This is a genomic window from Desulfoluna sp. CLI2B (assembly GCF_056847375.1).
Map to the genome: position 1 here is coordinate 4,767,423 of NZ_CP186557.1, position 15,458 is coordinate 4,782,880.

At 61.1% G+C, this 15,458-nt stretch carries 13 protein-coding genes; 5 read left to right on the top strand and 8 right to left on the bottom strand.

What is annotated here, in order from left to right; all coding sequences use genetic code 11:
• The first annotated feature begins 130 nt into the window (after positions 1–130).
• The 5 genes from ACOYW2_RS22270 to ACOYW2_RS22290 all read left to right on the top strand — a co-directional run bounded on the left by ACOYW2_RS22270 (position 131) and on the right by ACOYW2_RS22290 (position 4,458).
• Positions 131–1,345, top strand: a complete 1,215-nt coding sequence (locus ACOYW2_RS22270) for an alginate export family protein (protein WP_482768026.1) — start codon at positions 131–133, stop codon at positions 1,343–1,345.
• Entirely contained in the window at positions 1,296–1,511 is a 216-nt protein-coding gene (locus ACOYW2_RS22275) for a hypothetical protein (protein WP_482768027.1), read from the top strand. Before ACOYW2_RS22270 ends, ACOYW2_RS22275 begins: the two co-directional genes overlap by 50 nt.
• 45 nt (positions 1,512–1,556) lie before the next feature.
• Positions 1,557–2,873, top strand: a complete 1,317-nt coding sequence (locus ACOYW2_RS22280; RefSeq protein ID WP_482768028.1) for an MFS transporter — start codon at positions 1,557–1,559, stop codon at positions 2,871–2,873.
• 73 nt (positions 2,874–2,946) lie between these two features.
• Positions 2,947–3,663 carry an amidohydrolase family protein gene (locus tag ACOYW2_RS22285; RefSeq protein WP_482768029.1) on the top strand — a complete coding sequence of 239 codons (717 nt, stop codon included), beginning with the start codon at positions 2,947–2,949 and terminating at the stop codon, positions 3,661–3,663.
• 51 nt (positions 3,664–3,714) lie between these two features.
• Positions 3,715–4,458: an amidohydrolase family protein gene (locus ACOYW2_RS22290; protein WP_482768030.1), complete on the top strand. Its 744-nt coding sequence runs from the start codon at positions 3,715–3,717 to the stop codon at positions 4,456–4,458.
• Positions 4,459–4,611: 153 nt separating this feature from the next.
• Here the strand turns inward: ACOYW2_RS22290 and ACOYW2_RS22295 are convergent, their stop codons facing one another.
• The 8 genes from ACOYW2_RS22295 to ACOYW2_RS22330 all read right to left on the bottom strand — a co-directional run bounded on the left by ACOYW2_RS22295 (position 4,612) and on the right by ACOYW2_RS22330 (position 15,414).
• Entirely contained in the window at positions 4,612–6,678 is a 2,067-nt protein-coding gene (locus ACOYW2_RS22295) for a methyl-accepting chemotaxis protein (RefSeq protein WP_482768031.1), read from the bottom strand.
• Positions 6,679–6,918: 240 nt separating this feature from the next.
• Positions 6,919–7,995, bottom strand: coding sequence for an alkene reductase (locus ACOYW2_RS22300; protein WP_482768032.1), 1,077 nt, complete (start codon positions 7,993–7,995; stop codon positions 6,919–6,921).
• A 754-nt stretch (positions 7,996–8,749) separates the two neighbouring features.
• A complete protein-coding gene (locus tag ACOYW2_RS22305) occupies positions 8,750–9,154 on the bottom strand; it encodes a MaoC family dehydratase (RefSeq protein WP_482768033.1) in 405 nt (134 codons plus the stop codon).
• A 204-nt stretch (positions 9,155–9,358) separates the two neighbouring features.
• Positions 9,359–11,077, bottom strand: coding sequence for a PHA/PHB synthase family protein (locus ACOYW2_RS22310; protein WP_482768034.1), 1,719 nt, complete (start codon positions 11,075–11,077; stop codon positions 9,359–9,361).
• 44 nt (positions 11,078–11,121) lie between these two features.
• Complete coding sequence (gene phaC / locus ACOYW2_RS22315; RefSeq protein WP_482768035.1) at positions 11,122–12,261, bottom strand: class III poly(R)-hydroxyalkanoic acid synthase subunit PhaC; 1,140 nt, start codon at positions 12,259–12,261, stop codon at positions 11,122–11,124.
• Positions 12,262–12,348: 87 nt separating this feature from the next.
• Positions 12,349–12,957, bottom strand: coding sequence for a poly(R)-hydroxyalkanoic acid synthase subunit PhaE (locus ACOYW2_RS22320; RefSeq protein ID WP_482768036.1), 609 nt, complete (start codon positions 12,955–12,957; stop codon positions 12,349–12,351).
• Positions 12,958–13,413: 456 nt separating this feature from the next.
• On the bottom strand, positions 13,414–14,130 hold the full coding sequence (locus tag ACOYW2_RS22325; protein ID WP_482768037.1) for a phosphorylase family protein: 717 nt from the start codon (positions 14,128–14,130) through the stop codon (positions 13,414–13,416).
• A gap of 231 nt (positions 14,131–14,361) precedes the next feature.
• Positions 14,362–15,414 carry an FUSC family protein gene (locus tag ACOYW2_RS22330; protein WP_482768038.1) on the bottom strand — a complete coding sequence of 351 codons (1,053 nt, stop codon included), beginning with the start codon at positions 15,412–15,414 and terminating at the stop codon, positions 14,362–14,364.
• Positions 15,415–15,458 lie beyond the last annotated feature (44 nt).

Here is a 15,458-nt window from a genome sequence, read left to right on the forward strand (position 1 = left end):
CACGTGACTGAAAAAAGGGGCTGAGGAAGGAGGCCACCCCTTTTCGAAGGTAAATCTATTTTTTTGTATTTGTGAATTTTTCGAGACACCAGCTGTGTCCAGCAGCTCAGCGTATCAGGAGAGAAACGCAATGATGGAGAGTATGAAGTACCTGAAACACCTCGTGTGCGGCACCTTGTGCCTTGCCATGTGTGTCACTGCCCGGGGGACGGGCGCAACGGAGTTCAAGGTTCAGGCGGAACTGACAAACCAGGCGTTTTACCTCGGAAACACCGAGTTCAACCCCGATGCCAACATCGTGGACCCCTTCACCGTCCACAGCCGCCTCCGCACGGAAGTCGAGGCCAAGATCAACCCGTATGCCTCGGGCGTGGCCCAGGTTGAAATCGGCTACATCCCCTGGGGCAACGACTCCCTGGGCAGCGTGGGCCAGGGGGCAGGCGGCGCCCTGGGTACCGACGGCGTCAACGTGGAGACCCGGCGGCTCTATGCCAAGGCCCAGATTCCCGACACCCATTTTTTCTTTGATATCGGCCTTCAGGGCCAGCTCACCCTGCCCACGGCCGCCTTTCACTCCCCCATCTTCTTCGACGACGTGGCGGCCCTGGTGACACGCTACGACAGGGGCAAAGAGGGCGGAGTCCGCATGCTCTGGGCACGCCCCACCCGCGACCCCTTCAAGGGAGACAACGGCAACATCGAAATCGGGGCCATCGACGGCTGGTTCTCCCTGGGCAAACTCACCGCCATGCCCTACGCCATGTACTCGGACATCGGCAAGGACACCACCATTTACATGCGAAACTTCGGCAAGCGCAGCCACCCCGGCCAGGGGGTCTTCTTCACCCCCACCACCGACGCCGACGGGTACTGGTTCGGCCTCCCCCTCTCCTACACCCCGACGGAAAATCTCTACCTCGGAGCGGACCTGATCTGCGGCACGGTGCAGTCGGAGACCCGCCATGAAGAGGCCGAAGGCTACCTGGCCACCCTCAAGGTCCAGCACACCATCCCCGGCAAGTTCACCACCGTCCTCTCCGGATGGTACGGCAGCGGCAACGACGCCAACACAGACAACGGCATCGAGGTACTCCCCGTGCTCAGCGGTCCCCAGTCCCGGGGTCTCAAGGCCACCACCCTGGCCACCGATGCGGATATCCGTGGGCGCCGTCACCAAAACCGGCCAGGGCACCGCCGGGGTGAACCTGGGGCTCAAGGGCATCCGTCTTTACAAGGGCATCCTTATGGACATCGGCGCCAGCTACATCACGGGCACCTCGGAGAGGGGCCACGGCATGCCCCTCTATTTCGGATGGGATTTTGCAGGCCAGAACATCGGCTTTGACAAGGGGGACTACGCCCTGGAGTACACTCTGGACACGGACTGGTGGATCACCAACAGGGTCCGGGCAGGCATCAGCTTAGGCGCCGTGGACATGCGCCTGGAAGGGGAAAACCAGAGCAACATCGCCACCAAGGCGACCTTTGCCCTGTCTTACTACATCCTGTAAGGCGCCGGCAAAAAGCATTCCGAAAACCCAACACAAGGACTCTTTATGACACAAGATACAAAACCCAAACTATTCTACGGATGGTGGGTGGTGGCCGCCTGCTCCCTCATCGTTCTTCTGACGGCCATGAGCCGCTATTCCCTCACCATTTTCATGCCCACCCTGGAGGCCGAGCTGGGATGGAACCGAGCCACCCTCGGTTTCGGCATGACCGTTCACCTTTGGGTCTATGCCTGCGCCTCGCTGCTGGTGGGGGTCCTGGTCGACAAGTTCGGCTCCAGGCTCCCCATGCTGATCGGCGGGGCCCTCATCTCCGTCGGGATCTTCCTCCTCTCCGGGGTGGGCACCACCTTTGAGTTCCAGCTCTTTTACGGGGTGATCCTGGGGCTCGGGGTCTCCTTTGCCTACTTTGTGCCCGGCGTGGCAGCGGCCCGGGTGTGGTTCCAGGAAAAGGGGGCCCTGGCCATTGCCATCACAAGCCTGGGCTCGGCCTGCGGCCTGGCCATCGTGAGTTTTCTCATCCCCGCCATGATCGAAACCTGGGGCTGGAGAACGGCCTGGCTTTATCTGGGCCTTACGGCCGGGGCCCTGATCATGATCCTCTCCCTTGTGGTCAAACGCTCCCCGGCGGTCATGGGCCTCTACCCGGACGGGGTCTCGGCAGAACAACACGCCGAACGCATGGCCGCCACCGAAGGCACCGCCGCCTCCGCCCGGGAGTGGACCGTCAAGGAAGCCCTGAAGACCCCCTCGTTCTGGTGCGTTGCCTTGGCCTACACAGCCTTCAACTTCCCCGGGATGGGCCTTGTGGCCCATGTGGCAAGCTGGGGGTTCGATATCGCCAGGCAAAGCGGGGTTGCCCCCGCATCGGCCAAGACCGCCATCACGGCTGCCATGTTCGCTCTTTCCATCCTCGCCGTCGTGGGCATGCTCTTAGGGGGCGCCCTGAGCGACCGGTTCGGCAAAAAGCCCGTCAGCATCGTGGCCCTGGTGACAGGCCTGCTGCTCTGCCTGACCTTCACGCAGGTCTCCTCCCTTTTCGGGTTCGTGGCCGCCATGCTCCTTTTCGGGCTGATCCCCTCCTTCTTTTACCCCATCTGGACGGCCCTTTTGGGGGACATGTTCGGAACCAAGCCCCTGGCCACCCTCATCAGCGTCGGCATCTTCGTCGGCGCCATCATCGGGGGGACAGGCTCCTATGTCTACGGATGGGCCTTTACCTCTTTCGGCAGCTACAACCTCGCCTTTCTTATGTCTGCGGGCTGCTTTGCCGTGTCGGCAGCCCTGATCCTGCTCGCCCGACACAACCCGGCGCCCGTCACCTCGGCCCCGGGCACCCTGGCAGACGCAAAAGGCAACTGAGCCGCGCCCTTTTCACGGAAAGGCACGTGACTGAACGATCAACACCCTGCGGGGTTTTTCCAAGGAGACACTTATGCTTGACATCAAACTGACAAACGGAACCATCATAGACGGCACGGGATCCCCTGCCTACCAAGGGGATATCGGCATCACCGGCGACAAAATCACCTGCATCGGCCGCCTGGACGACACCGAGGCCAAAACAACCGTGGATGTAAGCGGCCGAATCGTCAGCCCGGGCTTCATCGACATCCACACCCACTCCGACACCGTCCTCCTTGCCGACGGCAGCGCCCAGAGCCAGGTACGCCAGGGGGTCACCTTCGAGGTGTGCGGCCAATGCGGCGCCAGCGTCGCCCCGTACGAAAACGTCGAGAACATGAAAAAATACTGCCCGCTGCCCCTGCTGTCCCCCGTGGACTGGGACAGCTTCGGTACCTACCTGGACACCATGGAAAGGCAAGCCCTGGGCCTTAACGTGGCCTCCATGGTGGGACACGGCGCCCTGCGCATCAACTGCATGAAATACCCCCAGGGGCAGGCCGGAAACGATGAGATCACCGCCATGGAGGAGATGCTCGAAAAGTGCCTGGAGCAGGGCGCCGTGGGCCTCTCCTTCGGCCTGGAGTACGAACCCGGGTTTTCATCCGCCGTGGAGGAGCTGGAGCGGCTCTGCGCGGTGGTGGCCAGGCATAACGGCGTCGCCGCCATGCACTCCCGCAACTGCGGCCCGGTACGACGACCGTCCGGCATTGATGAGGCCATTGCCCTGGCGCGCAACACCGGGTAACCATGCAGGTCTTCCTCGCCACCACCGAAGAACGGGCGCCCGGACAACGGCATGCAACGCATCCTGGATGCCGTGCTCAACGCCCGGAAAGAGGGCATCAACGTCTACATGGACGTGATGGGCGTGAACCTCAACCACACCAACATCGCAGCCATCCTGCCCACCTGGGCCACCGAAGGCTCGCCCCAGGACGCCATCAAACGATTGCAGGACCCTGCCCTGCGCCAGAAGATAAAGGGGGAACTCAAGCCGGTCTGGCAGATTGTAAGGGAAGAGAAATGGGACAAGGTGTGGCTGCTGAACGCCGCGAACTCACCGGAGCTTGTGGGCCTGTCCTTTGAGGAGATCTCGGAAAAACTAAACCGCCCGGCCCTCGACTGCGCCTTTGACATCATGATCAAGGAAGGTGAACGACTCAGGAGCGCCCTGTGGACCTCCCGGAGTTTCTCGTACGACGACGTGACCGTGGCCCTTCAGGACCCGGAGTGCCCCTGCATTTCCGACGGGTTTGCCATGGCCTCCGAGGGCCTTCTCTCCCAGCTCCCCTGCTCGCTGCACACCTTTGACTGGGTTCCCCTCTTCCTCGACGAATTTGTAACCAAACGGCAGATCCTGCCCCTGGAAGAGGCCATCCGCCGCCTGACCTCGGTCCCTGCACGCCGTGTGAACGTCTCGGACCGAGGCCTGATCAAGCCCGGCCACCATGCGGATATCGCGGTATTTGATGCTGCGCGGTTCAAGCCCTGCGCCACCTTTGACGAGCCGCAGCCCCAAGGCATCGATCACGCGCTCTGAACGGCAGCTTCGTCATCAGGAATGGGGGGAGCGCCTGCACAACAACCCGGACGCGTCATCAGGAGTAAACCACGTCCCACCGCGCGCCTTGTAAAGCGCCCCCCGCCTGCCGGATTCGATACAGATAACGATAGGCGGCCGGGCGCTTCATGTTCAAAGGTTAAATATGAAACCGGGAGACCAGGTTTTCGAGGTGCCGAGAGAGCTCCTCCAGGGAGGAGGCATGGGATTTGGCGATGGTGCACCGGGTTGGTGTTGTGCTCTGGCATGTCGGTTCACCGCCTGGATGTCACCGTTAATCTTTTCGGTAAGATGGGTGCTGGTCTGGACGCCGTTGCTGATCTCCGTAAGCCCGTCGGCGGCCTGGGCGATATTGCCGGTGATCTCCCGGGTGGTGGCTGACTGCTCCTCCACAGCGGAAGCAATGCCGGAGACGATGCCCGCCACCTCCCGGATCACGCCCCGGATCTCATCCACGGCCGTAACCGCGTCACCGGAGGTAACCTGGATCCCCGTGATCCGCTTACGGATGTCGTCGGTGGCGTCCGCTGTCTGCATGGCCAGTGCCTTGATCTCGCCCGCCACCACGGCAAACCCTTTTCCGGCCTCCCCGGCACGGGCCGCCTCAATGGTGGCGTTCAAGGCCAGGAGGTTGGTCTGCTCGGAGATCTCGGTGATGGCCTCGGTCACCGCGCTGATCTCCTGGGCTGCCCGACCGAGTTCGTCGATGCGCTCGGAGGTGGTATCAGCCAGAGAGACTGCGCTGTCGGTGATGGATCGGGCGCGCTCCGTATTGCCTGCGATTTCACCGATGGTGGCGCTCATCTCTTCGGCAGCGGCCGCCACCATGCCGGAGTTGGCCGAGGCCTGCTCCATGGCGGCGGCAATGGAGGTCATCCCGTTTTCCGCCTCGGCGGCCGCCCTGGCCGCGTCACCCGATCGCGTGGAGACCGCCTGGGAGGTTTCCGCCATGTTCCCGGAGACAGACTGAAGGTTGGTGGCGGAGTCTCCCAGCATCTCCACCCCTTCCCGGATTTCCCCCACCATCTCTCCTAGCCCCTCTGCCATACGGTTCAACGCATCGGCCAGGATCCCGATTTCATCGGTCCGGCGGCTGGTCACCCGCACGGTAAAATCCCCTTCCGCCATCTTCTCGGCTGCCTTCACATCGGTGAGGATGGGCCCGGTGATCGAGCCTGTCAGCCAGTAGATCATGCCCCAGACCAAGGCAACGGAGGCAAGGGCAATGCCCAGCCCAATCAGCATCATGCGTCTGACCTTGGCCAGAACGGCAGCTTTGGGGATGCTGACGATGACAGCCCAGGGGGTCCCGGTGGCCCCGATGGTCACGGGCACCCCGATGCGAAGCACCTGCGCACCCAGGGTTCGGGAGTCGTTCTCAAGGGAAAAGGCCTCTCCCTTCCTGACAGCGTCAAGATAAGGGGCAATCCATGGCGTCGCCTCGGCGGCGGGGCGTCCCACAAAGGAGGCATCGGGATGGGCCACATAGGAGCCGCCATGGCTCACCAGGGAGATGATTCCCCCGCCGAAGACATCAAACGCCCCAACCTGTTCCGCGATACGATCAAGGGTCAGATCCACCCCCACCACCCCGAGTGTCTTGCCCTCCAGGGCGACGGGAGAAACCAGGCTGGTGATATTGACCTTCCGCCCACCCATCATGTACTCGGAGGGCTCCGTGATCACGGCCTTCCCGGTATTGACGGCGGTCAGATAATAATCCCCGGCCCCGGCCTGGTCATAGTTGGCAAGGGGCTTGACTGAATACTCGCCGGCTTCGTTCCGGAACCAGCACCAGATAAACCGGCCGGTGGCATCATGGCCTTCGGTGTTGGCAAAAATCTCGTCATAGCCATCCATGGCCCCCGGTTCCCATCCCGTCCACACAGAGTGGAACTCCGGGTTTTTAATGAGAACCTGCTTTAACATGCGAGAAAACGAGCTGCGGGAAGGGGAGGGATCCCCCTGTTTGATGCCCTCAAAAAGCTGGGCCACGGTGATGGCCTTATCAAGGCCCTCTTCCAGATTGATCTGGACCTGGCTCCCGTAATGGAAGGCGGCCTCTTTTGCCAGAGAGACGGCCTCTTCGGTGGCAAGTTTTTTGGAAAGGGTAAGGGTGGTGCCGAGGGTCAGGCCCAGGGCAAGGGTGGCAACTCCGCAAATAAGGAGAATCATGCGTGCGCGCAAGGTGAGTTTCATACTGCCTCGATCATCGTCGGCCCAGAAGGATAAAGATCCGGCAACCGTGGCCGAGGCTGCTGCCGAATCGAATACGAACGGGGATATCCTATATCGAGGAATACGACTTGCCTACTTTTTTTATAAAATAATTTAGAAAATAAACATCTAAACACCTTAACCCTTTGTCTCCGACGGATCGATCTATGACCAAGGGATTTTCGTGTTTCTGTCGGGTCGTTTTCCCACGAAATATTCGGACTATCGATCCAAAAAGGGGTAATCGGTGTAACCCTTTGCGTCGCCTCCGTAATAGGTGGTTTCGTCCGGCTCGGCCAGGGGCGCGTCCTGCTCAAAACGGGCCACCAGGTCCGGGTTTGCGATGTACAGGGCTCCGAAGGAGACAAGGTCGGCCACGCCGTCTCGAAGGGACGCTTCGGCCCGCTCTTTGGTGTAGCCCGCGTTGGCCATGTACGGCCCCCGGAACCGCTCCTTGAGCCGTGAGTAATCCAGATTCGTTTCCCCGGAGACAAAATCGCCCTCCACCACGTGGAGATAGGCCAGGCGATAGAAGCTCAGCATCTCGGCCACGGCGTCAAAGGTGGCCTGGGAATGGCTGTCCCGGATATCGTTGAAACTGTTCTCAGGGGAGAGCCGCACACCCACCCGCCCCGGCTCCACCACCTTCAGCACGGCCTCGGTCACCTCCCGCAAAAAGCGCCCCCTGTTCTCCACAGAGCCACCGTAAGCATCAGTCCGGTGGTTGGTGCCGTCCCTTAAAAACTGATCGATGAGATACCCGTTGGCTCCGTGGATCTCCACCCCGTCAAAGCCTGCGGCCATGGCGTTCTCAGCGGCCTCGGCGTACTGGGCCACAATGCAGGGGATCTCTTCGGAGCCCAGCTCCCGGGGCGTCTCAAAAGGCGCCATGCCCGTCGGGGTAAAGCTCTCCCCGGCAGGGACAATAGCAGAGGGCGCCACCGGCTTTTCGCCGTTGGGCTGAAGGGACGGGTGGGAGACCCGCCCCACATGCCAGAGCTGGAGAAAAATGCGCCCCCCCTTGTTGTGCACGGCCCCGGTCACCTGGGACCAGCCCGCCACCTGCTCCGGCGAATGGATCCCGGGGGTGCCGGGATACCCCACGCCCTGGGGCGAAATCTGGGTGGCCTCGCTGATGATAAGCCCTGCCGTGGCCCGCTGGGCATAATACTCGACATTCAGGGCATGGGGGACGTTGCCCTCCCCTGCCCTGCTCCTCGTCAAGGGCGCCATCACCACGCGGTTGGGAAGGGTCAAGGGACCGATGTGAAACGGGGAAAAGAGCATCTCACGGGACATGGCCTGATCTCCTGTTTTTTGGGGGTTGGTCAACGAAGGGTAAGGGCGGAGCCAAAAAAAGCCTCCGGCGGCAAGGTGAGCCACCTTGAAAGCTGGTTACCGCTGTGCTTTCCCCCTCGTTCCTCGGGCGAAATCACAGCGGTATGCTTGTGGAGATGTGTACATGCACGATGCAAGCACCCTCCACAAAATGAATTATTTCTTTATCATACCTCATCACAGGGCAAGACGGTACCATGTAACGCACAACATGGCCCGCACTCCGGCAACGTCACGGCCCGCCGGCACCTGAGGAAGAGACTTTCAGCCCGAGGTATATACGAATCAGTATTCCAGAAGAATGACATGGGCCTTTTCTGCAAAACCGGTTGCCACATGTCACACATCAGGCGAATGCCCCGAAACCTGTCGCGAAATGGTTGCCTTCATTCGCCACAGGGTTTCAAGGTGCCCCACCTTGCCGCCGGAGGCAGTGCGCTTAAATCGACAATGAGCAAGTAGCGACAACGTACCCTGTGACGTCGAAGCTTGTGAGCCAGCCCGCATAAACCATCAGCGTTTATGTCGGGCGCAGCCCGAGCCGAAGGCCCTTGCACTTTGCCCTGAGGAACGAAGGGCAAAGTGCAAGGGCAATAAGCTTTCGAGGTGGCTCACCTCGCCGCCGGAGGCATGCTTTTTCCTCTCACTTTAACCATAGAAGGCCTTCTTTTTTTCCCCGCATTCCCCATAGAAGACGGGCTTTTTGGATCGGCTGTCAGCGGGGCCAGATCACCGTGGCCGTGCCCTCCAGCACCAGGGTCCCGTCCTGGTTGGTGCAGGTGGTCTTGAGGTGGGTGAGCCCTTTGTTGGTGGGGGGCTCGGTGACCTCCACCCGGGCGGTGATGGTGTCGTTGACCTTCACCGGGGCGGTGAAAGTAAGATTCTGGCTCAGGTAGATGGTCCCGGGCCCGGGGAGCCTTGTCCCGATGACATTGGAGATAAGGCCCGCCGTCAGCATGCCGTGGGCGATGCGCCCTTTAAAGCGGGTGGCCCCCGCATAGACATCGTTGATGTGCACGGGATTAAAATCCCCGGTGATCCCGGCGTATCCGTTGATGTCGCATTCCGTGATGGTCTTGGCAAACTCTGCGCAGGTGCCCTGCGCCGAACGCGTGGTCATGAGAGGCCTCCATGTAGCCTTACTTTTTTCGAAGAATTCAGGCAAAAAGCACATGTTTTCGTTGTGCCTGAATGCCGCAGAGATTTAACCCGAGGAACGAGGGTTAAAGCGCTTCGGCAACCAGCTTTCAAGGTGGCTCACCTTGCCGCCGGAGGCATTGCTTTTGTATGTTTTGCTCTTGTTCCGCCCTTACCTTGAGCGGGCTCACCGCCCGTAGACATAGCTCCCCGGAGCGGCGCAGCCTTCGCCCTCCCCTGAGAACCGGCCCGGGGCCGGGGGCGCGCCTTTCTGCCCGGACCCGGCCATGAGCCATTTCTGCCAGTCCACCCACCAGGAGCCCTCCTTGACGGGGGTGCTGGCGAGCCAGCGTTCGGGGGGGACGTAGATCTCCCCTTCCCGCCGGGTGGCCATGCGGTAGGATCGACCCGGGTGGCCGGGCTCGCTCACGATGCCCGAGTTGTGCCCCCCTGCGGTGAGCACAAAGGTGATGCTGCGGGCATCGGCGGCCAGGTGGAGCTTGTACACCGAGGTCCAGGGGGCCACGTGGTCCTTCTGGGTGGCCACCAGGAAGATGGGGACATGGATGTCGCTGATCACCACGGGCCTTCCCTTGACCTCGAAGCGCCCCTCGGAGAAATCGTTGTCCAGAAACAGCTCCCGGAGGTAGCGGCTGTGCATCCGGCTGGGCATGCGCGTGGCATCGGCGTTCCAGGTCATCAGGGCGTTCATGGGCCGCCGCTCGCCCTTTAAGTACCGGGCCACGGCCTGGGACCAGATAAGGTCGTAGGCCCGCAGCAGCTGAAAGGCACCGGCCATCTGCCCGGTGTCCAGATAGCCCTGGAAGCGCATGATGTCCTCCAGAAAGCTGAGCTGGGCCGGGTCGATGAAGAGCATGAGCTCTCCGGCTTCGGTGAAGTCGGTCTGGGCAGCCATGAGCGTGAGGCTCTTAAGCCGCTCGTCCCCGTCCCGGGCCATGGCCGCGGCGGCGATGGCAAAGAGGGTGCCCCCCAGGCAATACCCTACGCCGTGGACCTTTCGGTCCGGCACCACCTCCTCCAGCTTGTCCAGGGCCGCCATGATCCCTGAGTCCATGTAGTCTTCCAGGTCCAGGTCCCGGTCGCCTGTGGCCGGGTTCTTCCAGGAGACCATGAACACGGTGTGCCCCTGGTCCACGAGGTACTTCACCATGGAGTTTTCAGCGGAAAGGTCCAGGATGTAGTACTTCATGATCCAGGCCGGAACGATAAGCACAGGGTCCGCAAACACCTCCGGGGTGGAGGGACGGTACTGGATCAGCTCCATGAGCCGGTTTCGGTAGATCACCTCCCCGTCTGTGACGGCCAGATTGCGGCCCACCTCAAAAGCACCGGCCTCGGCCGGGGGCATGCCCTGAAACAGGCGGCCCATGTCCTCGGCGTAGTGGCAGAGGCCCCGCACGAGGTTCCCCCCCTTCTCCTGTCGGGTCAGGCGAAGCAGCTCAGGGTTGGTGGCCAGGTAGTTATACGGAGACCCCAGCTCCAGCACCTGCCGCCCCATAAAGGCCATGAGTTCCCCGTGGTGGGGTTCCACCCCGGGCACCCCCACGGCCAGGGTGCCCCATGCCCGGCAGGCCAGGCTGTAGAGGCTCCGGAAGGTGCAGAAGGGCTCCTGAGCCCAGCCCTCGCCGTTAAACCGACGGTCGGCTGCGCCACCTTCGGCCTCCACGGCGTGGGCCTTTTCTGCCTGAAGGGCGGCAGGCAGGGTGGCCAGGGCCATCCAGAGCTCGGTCTGCTTTGCCGGGGAGTTGGCCAAATGCATGGCCCAGTCCCCGGCGGCAAGGACGGTGGCCACCGGGGAAAAATTCATGGTTCCCCGCCCCTGCAGGGCGTGCCACAGGGTGTCCAGTGCCTGAAACGATCGGTCAGTCTGTGTATCGCGTTTCATCTCCATCCCTCTCTTCCGTTGGGACCGCCGGGCGGTCCCGAATATCATGCGGCGGCCGTGGCCTTCTCTTTGTCGCCCTTGGTTTTGCGGACCTCTGCCCCGTCACGCTCCTTGAGCCACCCCGCGATATGGGGCACGAAGTCTCTCTGGCATTTTGAGCTCACGTAAATGCCGATATGGCCGGTGTCGAGGCAGAGGTCCTGAACGTCGGCGCTTCCCACGGCCTTGGTAAACCGGTCGCAGGCCGAAGGAGGCACCAGATGATCGTATTTGGCGTAGATGTTCAAAACGGGCATGGTGATGCGGGTGACGTCCACGGCCTTGCCCCCGAGGGTGAAGCTGCCGTTGAGCAGGCGGTTTTCCCGGTAAAAAGCCGTGATAAATTCCAGAAAGGTCTCCCCGGGGACGTCCGGGCTGTCGAAGATCCACTTTTCCATGCGGATGAAGTTCTCAAGGAAATCCTTGTCGTTGAGGTTGGCCATGAGGCCGTGGTACTTCTCCACCACCAGCTTGGCCGGGTTAAGCATGAGAAAGCCCAGGTTCATGACGTCGCCGGGCATGTTACCGCACGCCTCCACCACCCGCTCCACATGGGTCTCCTTCATCCAGAGATGGAGCAGCCCCTCTTCGGTGTCAAACCAGGTGGGGGTCACCGTGGTGATGAGGTTCTTCACCTTTTCCGGGTGAAGGGAGGCATACACTGCGCCCATGGTGCCCCCCATGCAGATGCCCATGAGGTTGAGCTTGGCCAGGCGCTTTGTCTTCAGGATATGATCCACCACATGGTCTATGTAGCCCTCGATGTGGTCCTCCAGGGTGAGCCAGCGGTCCTTGCGCATGGGATAGCCCCACTCCAGCACATAGACGTCCACGCCCTCCTCCAGGAAATTCCTGATCACACTCTTGTCGGGCTGGAGGTCCAGCATGGTCTCCCGGTTGATCAGGGCGTACACAATAAGAAGCGGGGTCTTGAGCCCTTTTCCCCTGGTCTTCTTGGGGCAGTAGTGCTTCAAACGGATTCGGTCTTCGGTGTACACCACCTCAAAGGGGGTGGTGGCAATATCGGTATCCAGGTTTTCAGAGAGGTTGCGAAGGCTCTCCTCCGCGTAAGCCATGCCCTGGCTGAAGGTTCGCATGGACTCCCGGGCAAGGGACTCGGCTGTCTGTATGGTGGAAAAATTCATGGGGTCCTCCGTTTTCATGCAGGCTGTTTTGACTGGGGCCGCACCGCAACAACGCCGCGACCGGGTTCACACCAACTGAAGGGTCGATCACGCGGACTTCTGGGACACTCCGTCCCCTTTTTCCAAATCTCCCACCCGTTTTTTCAGCTGGTACACATCCCTGGACAGGGCATCCATCTCCCGCAGGGACGGCACCCCCGAGGCCTGGAGGAGGTCCTCTCCCACCCCCATCATCCGGTGCCGGGCCTCTCCGGCCGTCACCATGAGCATGTCCAGGGCATCCAGATACCCCTTACTCGTAAACAGCCCCTGGTACCCCTCCTCCATGTGACGCATCATGTGCTCGCCAAACGCTTTCCAGTCCTCGGGAGTGTTCGCGCTGCCCATCTCCTTGACGGCATGTTTGAAAGCGGCCTCCACGGGCAGCATCATGTAGGCGGTGAACTCCAGGATCGCCGCGTTCAGGGCCCCCAGGTGCTTCACGGCCCCGTCCACCTTCTCCTGATGAAAACACGCCGGCCCGATGCGACCGGGAAACCCGCCTGTCAGAAACCGCTCCATGGCTTTTCCACCGGACTCACGCCAAAAGGAGGTAAGCCCTGTCATTCCGTCTTTTCCAAGGGATCCCATGGACTCAGACATGCTGTTCCACAGGGTGGCATTCTGCTTGAACAACTCCTCGTAAAAAGCCGCCATCTTTTTTCCTCGCTGTGTTGTCGGGGTGAAAACCGGTCGGCTTTGCTCCGGCTCACCCGAAATGGACGTCACCGGAACCAACCAGCCTCCGGCATTCGGGCCAAACCATCGGCCCCGGATCGCATCGCTGACACATGGAAGCGATGCATTACAATGCAAACGAGCAAAAACAATGCCATACTTAAGCTATCAATTTTCACAAAGGATCCTCAGACAAGTACGGATTATGGGGAATGGGCACGAAGGGCGGGGTAATTCGCGGTTTCGCAAGGGTTGGATCAGAAGGGGCAAGAAAGGAAGAAAATGGAACGGGAAAGCCCTGTAGGAAATGGCCTGCGGGACGTCAGGGAAAACCCAGGGTTTTCAGGGTGTCAGAAAATTTTACAGCCCCACGCAAGGCCCGCCCCCAGGGCCTCGCGGATGGCCGGGAAACGGAAGCGGGCCGGAAGCCACGGATCAGGCGGTGCAGTAGGCAATGGCCGCCGTGAGCTTCTCCCGAAGGGCCTCGGAGGCCAGGGAAAGATTGGCCAGAAACTCATCCTGGGTGGGGGTCTCGGTATCCACCAGATCTGTGACGGACTTCAGGGCAAGGAGCGGCACATGATAGAGGTCCGCCACCCAGGCAATGGCCGCGGCCTCCATCTCCTTGACGTCGGCCCCGTTGGCCCGGAGCCGCTCCAGGTCCTCGGGGACCATGTCCAGAGAGTTGCCCGTTGAGATGATCCCCCGCTTCAGGCCAAGGGCCCGCGCCAGCCCCTTGAACTCGGGAACCGGATAAGACCCCACGCCGTAAGCGTCCATGCCGGGGATGGGAATGCGACGATCGTGGAACCGGATGCACCCGCTCCCCAGGTAAACATCCCCTATGTGGGCCCCCCGGCCGCGAAAGCCCCCTGCCGTGCCCGCGTTGATAAGAAGGTCCGGCTTGAACCGCTCGATGGCCAGGTACGCGGCAAGAGTCGCAGGCTGGGTGGCCACGCAATCCACACCGTGGCGCGGGTCCTTTCCGCCCACAATGAGAACCAGGTCCGCAGTCCCCGCCTTTCCGGCGTAAACGTCCAAAGGCAACGGGCCGTCAATGGCGGCCTCCACAGGCACAAGGCCCATCTCTCGAATAAACGGCTCGGCCTCTTCGGCCATGGCCATGATGACGGCAATGGTTGAAATCTGCATGTGCAACTTCCTTAATCTTAAAACTATTCCGCTTATGCCTCCGGCGGCCCTGCCGGGGGCTAAACTTTTAAAAAGTTTAACAAACAGGTCATAAAAAACATTTTTACGGGTGTCGCTTCAAAGGCGGATGTGATTTGACCCGAGGAACGAGGGGCAAAACGCATCCGCTACCTGCTTTCAAGGTGGCACACCTTGCCGCCGGAGGCTGTCTTTTTTGAACTGAATAGTGACCTATCTGTTCATGTATGGCCCCCGGATCAAATCCTGGGCCAGGGCTTTCAGGGCGCTGTAGAATTCGTAGAACCCGGCCAGGATGTCCAGGTCGAAACGAAAGGTGGCCCCTTGTTTTCGCAAGGCAAGGAGGCGGGCATCGCAGGCGGAGAGGGCCAGCCGAAGGTCCCGGCAGTCCACGGGCTCGTCCGTGTCCCGCATGCGGGTGAGGGTCACGGCGCAGGCATCGGCAAGATCCAGGATCTCTTTTTCCATGTGGAACCGCTCTTTGAGCAGGGCCTCTTTTTCCAGGGCGTGGGCCATGACGGCAAGGTGCTCTGCGGTGCGCTCCAGGCCGTTGATGACCGATTCCAGGGTGTCCCCCCTTTTTCTGCGAACGAAAAGAAACTCATGGTGGGTGATGCCCGAAAGGGTCTCCCGGTTTTTCCTGATCTCCGCCGAGAGGGCCTGCATCCCGTCAAACGGCGGGGAGACCTCCCCGTGGACAAAAGCGGCGGTGAGCTGTCGGCAAAGATCTGCGGCCTGGCCTTTCTGGCTGTTCAAGCGCTCGCTCAGGTGCTTTTCCAGGCGCTCGGGAAAAATAAGGACCGACACGAGAAAGGCGGTGCCCACGCCCAGGGTGATCTCCAGGACCCGCCAGAGGGCATAGACGATCCGCTCGTCCATGGGGGAGCCGAAGCTGCCCACAAAAACCACGGAGACGGTGATGGCCGCCATGCGAAACCGGGGGCTGTACCGGGTCATGAACCCGCAGAAGCCCAGGGTCAGGGCAATGGCCGCGTCGTTCCAGAGGTCCCCCGGAGGAAAGGCCCAGATGGAGAAAATACCGATGGCCGCGCCCATGGCCGTGCCGAAAAAGCGGTAGAGGCACATCCTTACGGAGTCAGCCACGTAGACCTGCATGACAATGACCGTGGAGATAACCGCCCAGTAACCGTAGGGAAGGCCCATGGCACGACTCGCCTCATAGGAGATGAGGGAGGCCAGGCCGGTTTTCAAGCCATGCCGCAGGTGGGCGGCGGGGATGCGTTCAAAAAAGGTGGCGATGCTCATGATCGGAAGGTCCCTTGTCTGGGGTCTTGAGATTTGGATCGGGC

What these genes read in the sequence shown, in the direction of transcription:
- ACOYW2_RS22305 (WP_482768033.1), bottom strand. Translation starts at nt 9,154, where the DNA reads ATGACCACGCGTTCGGCGCAGGGCACCTGCGCAGAGTTTGCCAAGACC.
- ACOYW2_RS22290 (WP_482768030.1), top strand. Translation starts at nt 3,715, where the DNA reads ATGCAACGCATCCTGGATGCCGTGCTCAACGCCCGGAAAGAGGGCATC.
- ACOYW2_RS22280 (WP_482768028.1), top strand. Translation starts at nt 1,557, where the DNA reads ATGACACAAGATACAAAACCCAAACTATTCTACGGATGGTGGGTGGTG.
- ACOYW2_RS22320 (WP_482768036.1), bottom strand. Translation starts at nt 12,957, where the DNA reads ATGGCGGCTTTTTACGAGGAGTTGTTCAAGCAGAATGCCACCCTGTGG.
- phaC (WP_482768035.1), bottom strand. Translation starts at nt 12,261, where the DNA reads ATGAATTTTTCCACCATACAGACAGCCGAGTCCCTTGCCCGGGAGTCC.
- ACOYW2_RS22300 (WP_482768032.1), bottom strand. Translation starts at nt 7,995, where the DNA reads ATGTCCCGTGAGATGCTCTTTTCCCCGTTTCACATCGGTCCCTTGACC.
- ACOYW2_RS22270 (WP_482768026.1), top strand. Translation starts at nt 131, where the DNA reads ATGATGGAGAGTATGAAGTACCTGAAACACCTCGTGTGCGGCACCTTG.
- ACOYW2_RS22275 (WP_482768027.1), top strand. Translation starts at nt 1,296, where the DNA reads ATGCCCCTCTATTTCGGATGGGATTTTGCAGGCCAGAACATCGGCTTT.
- ACOYW2_RS22330 (WP_482768038.1), bottom strand. Translation starts at nt 15,414, where the DNA reads ATGAGCATCGCCACCTTTTTTGAACGCATCCCCGCCGCCCACCTGCGG.
- ACOYW2_RS22325 (WP_482768037.1), bottom strand. Translation starts at nt 14,130, where the DNA reads ATGCAGATTTCAACCATTGCCGTCATCATGGCCATGGCCGAAGAGGCC.
- ACOYW2_RS22295 (WP_482768031.1), bottom strand. Translation starts at nt 6,678, where the DNA reads ATGAAACTCACCTTGCGCGCACGCATGATTCTCCTTATTTGCGGAGTT.
- ACOYW2_RS22285 (WP_482768029.1), top strand. Translation starts at nt 2,947, where the DNA reads ATGCTTGACATCAAACTGACAAACGGAACCATCATAGACGGCACGGGA.
- ACOYW2_RS22310 (WP_482768034.1), bottom strand. Translation starts at nt 11,077, where the DNA reads ATGAAACGCGATACACAGACTGACCGATCGTTTCAGGCACTGGACACC.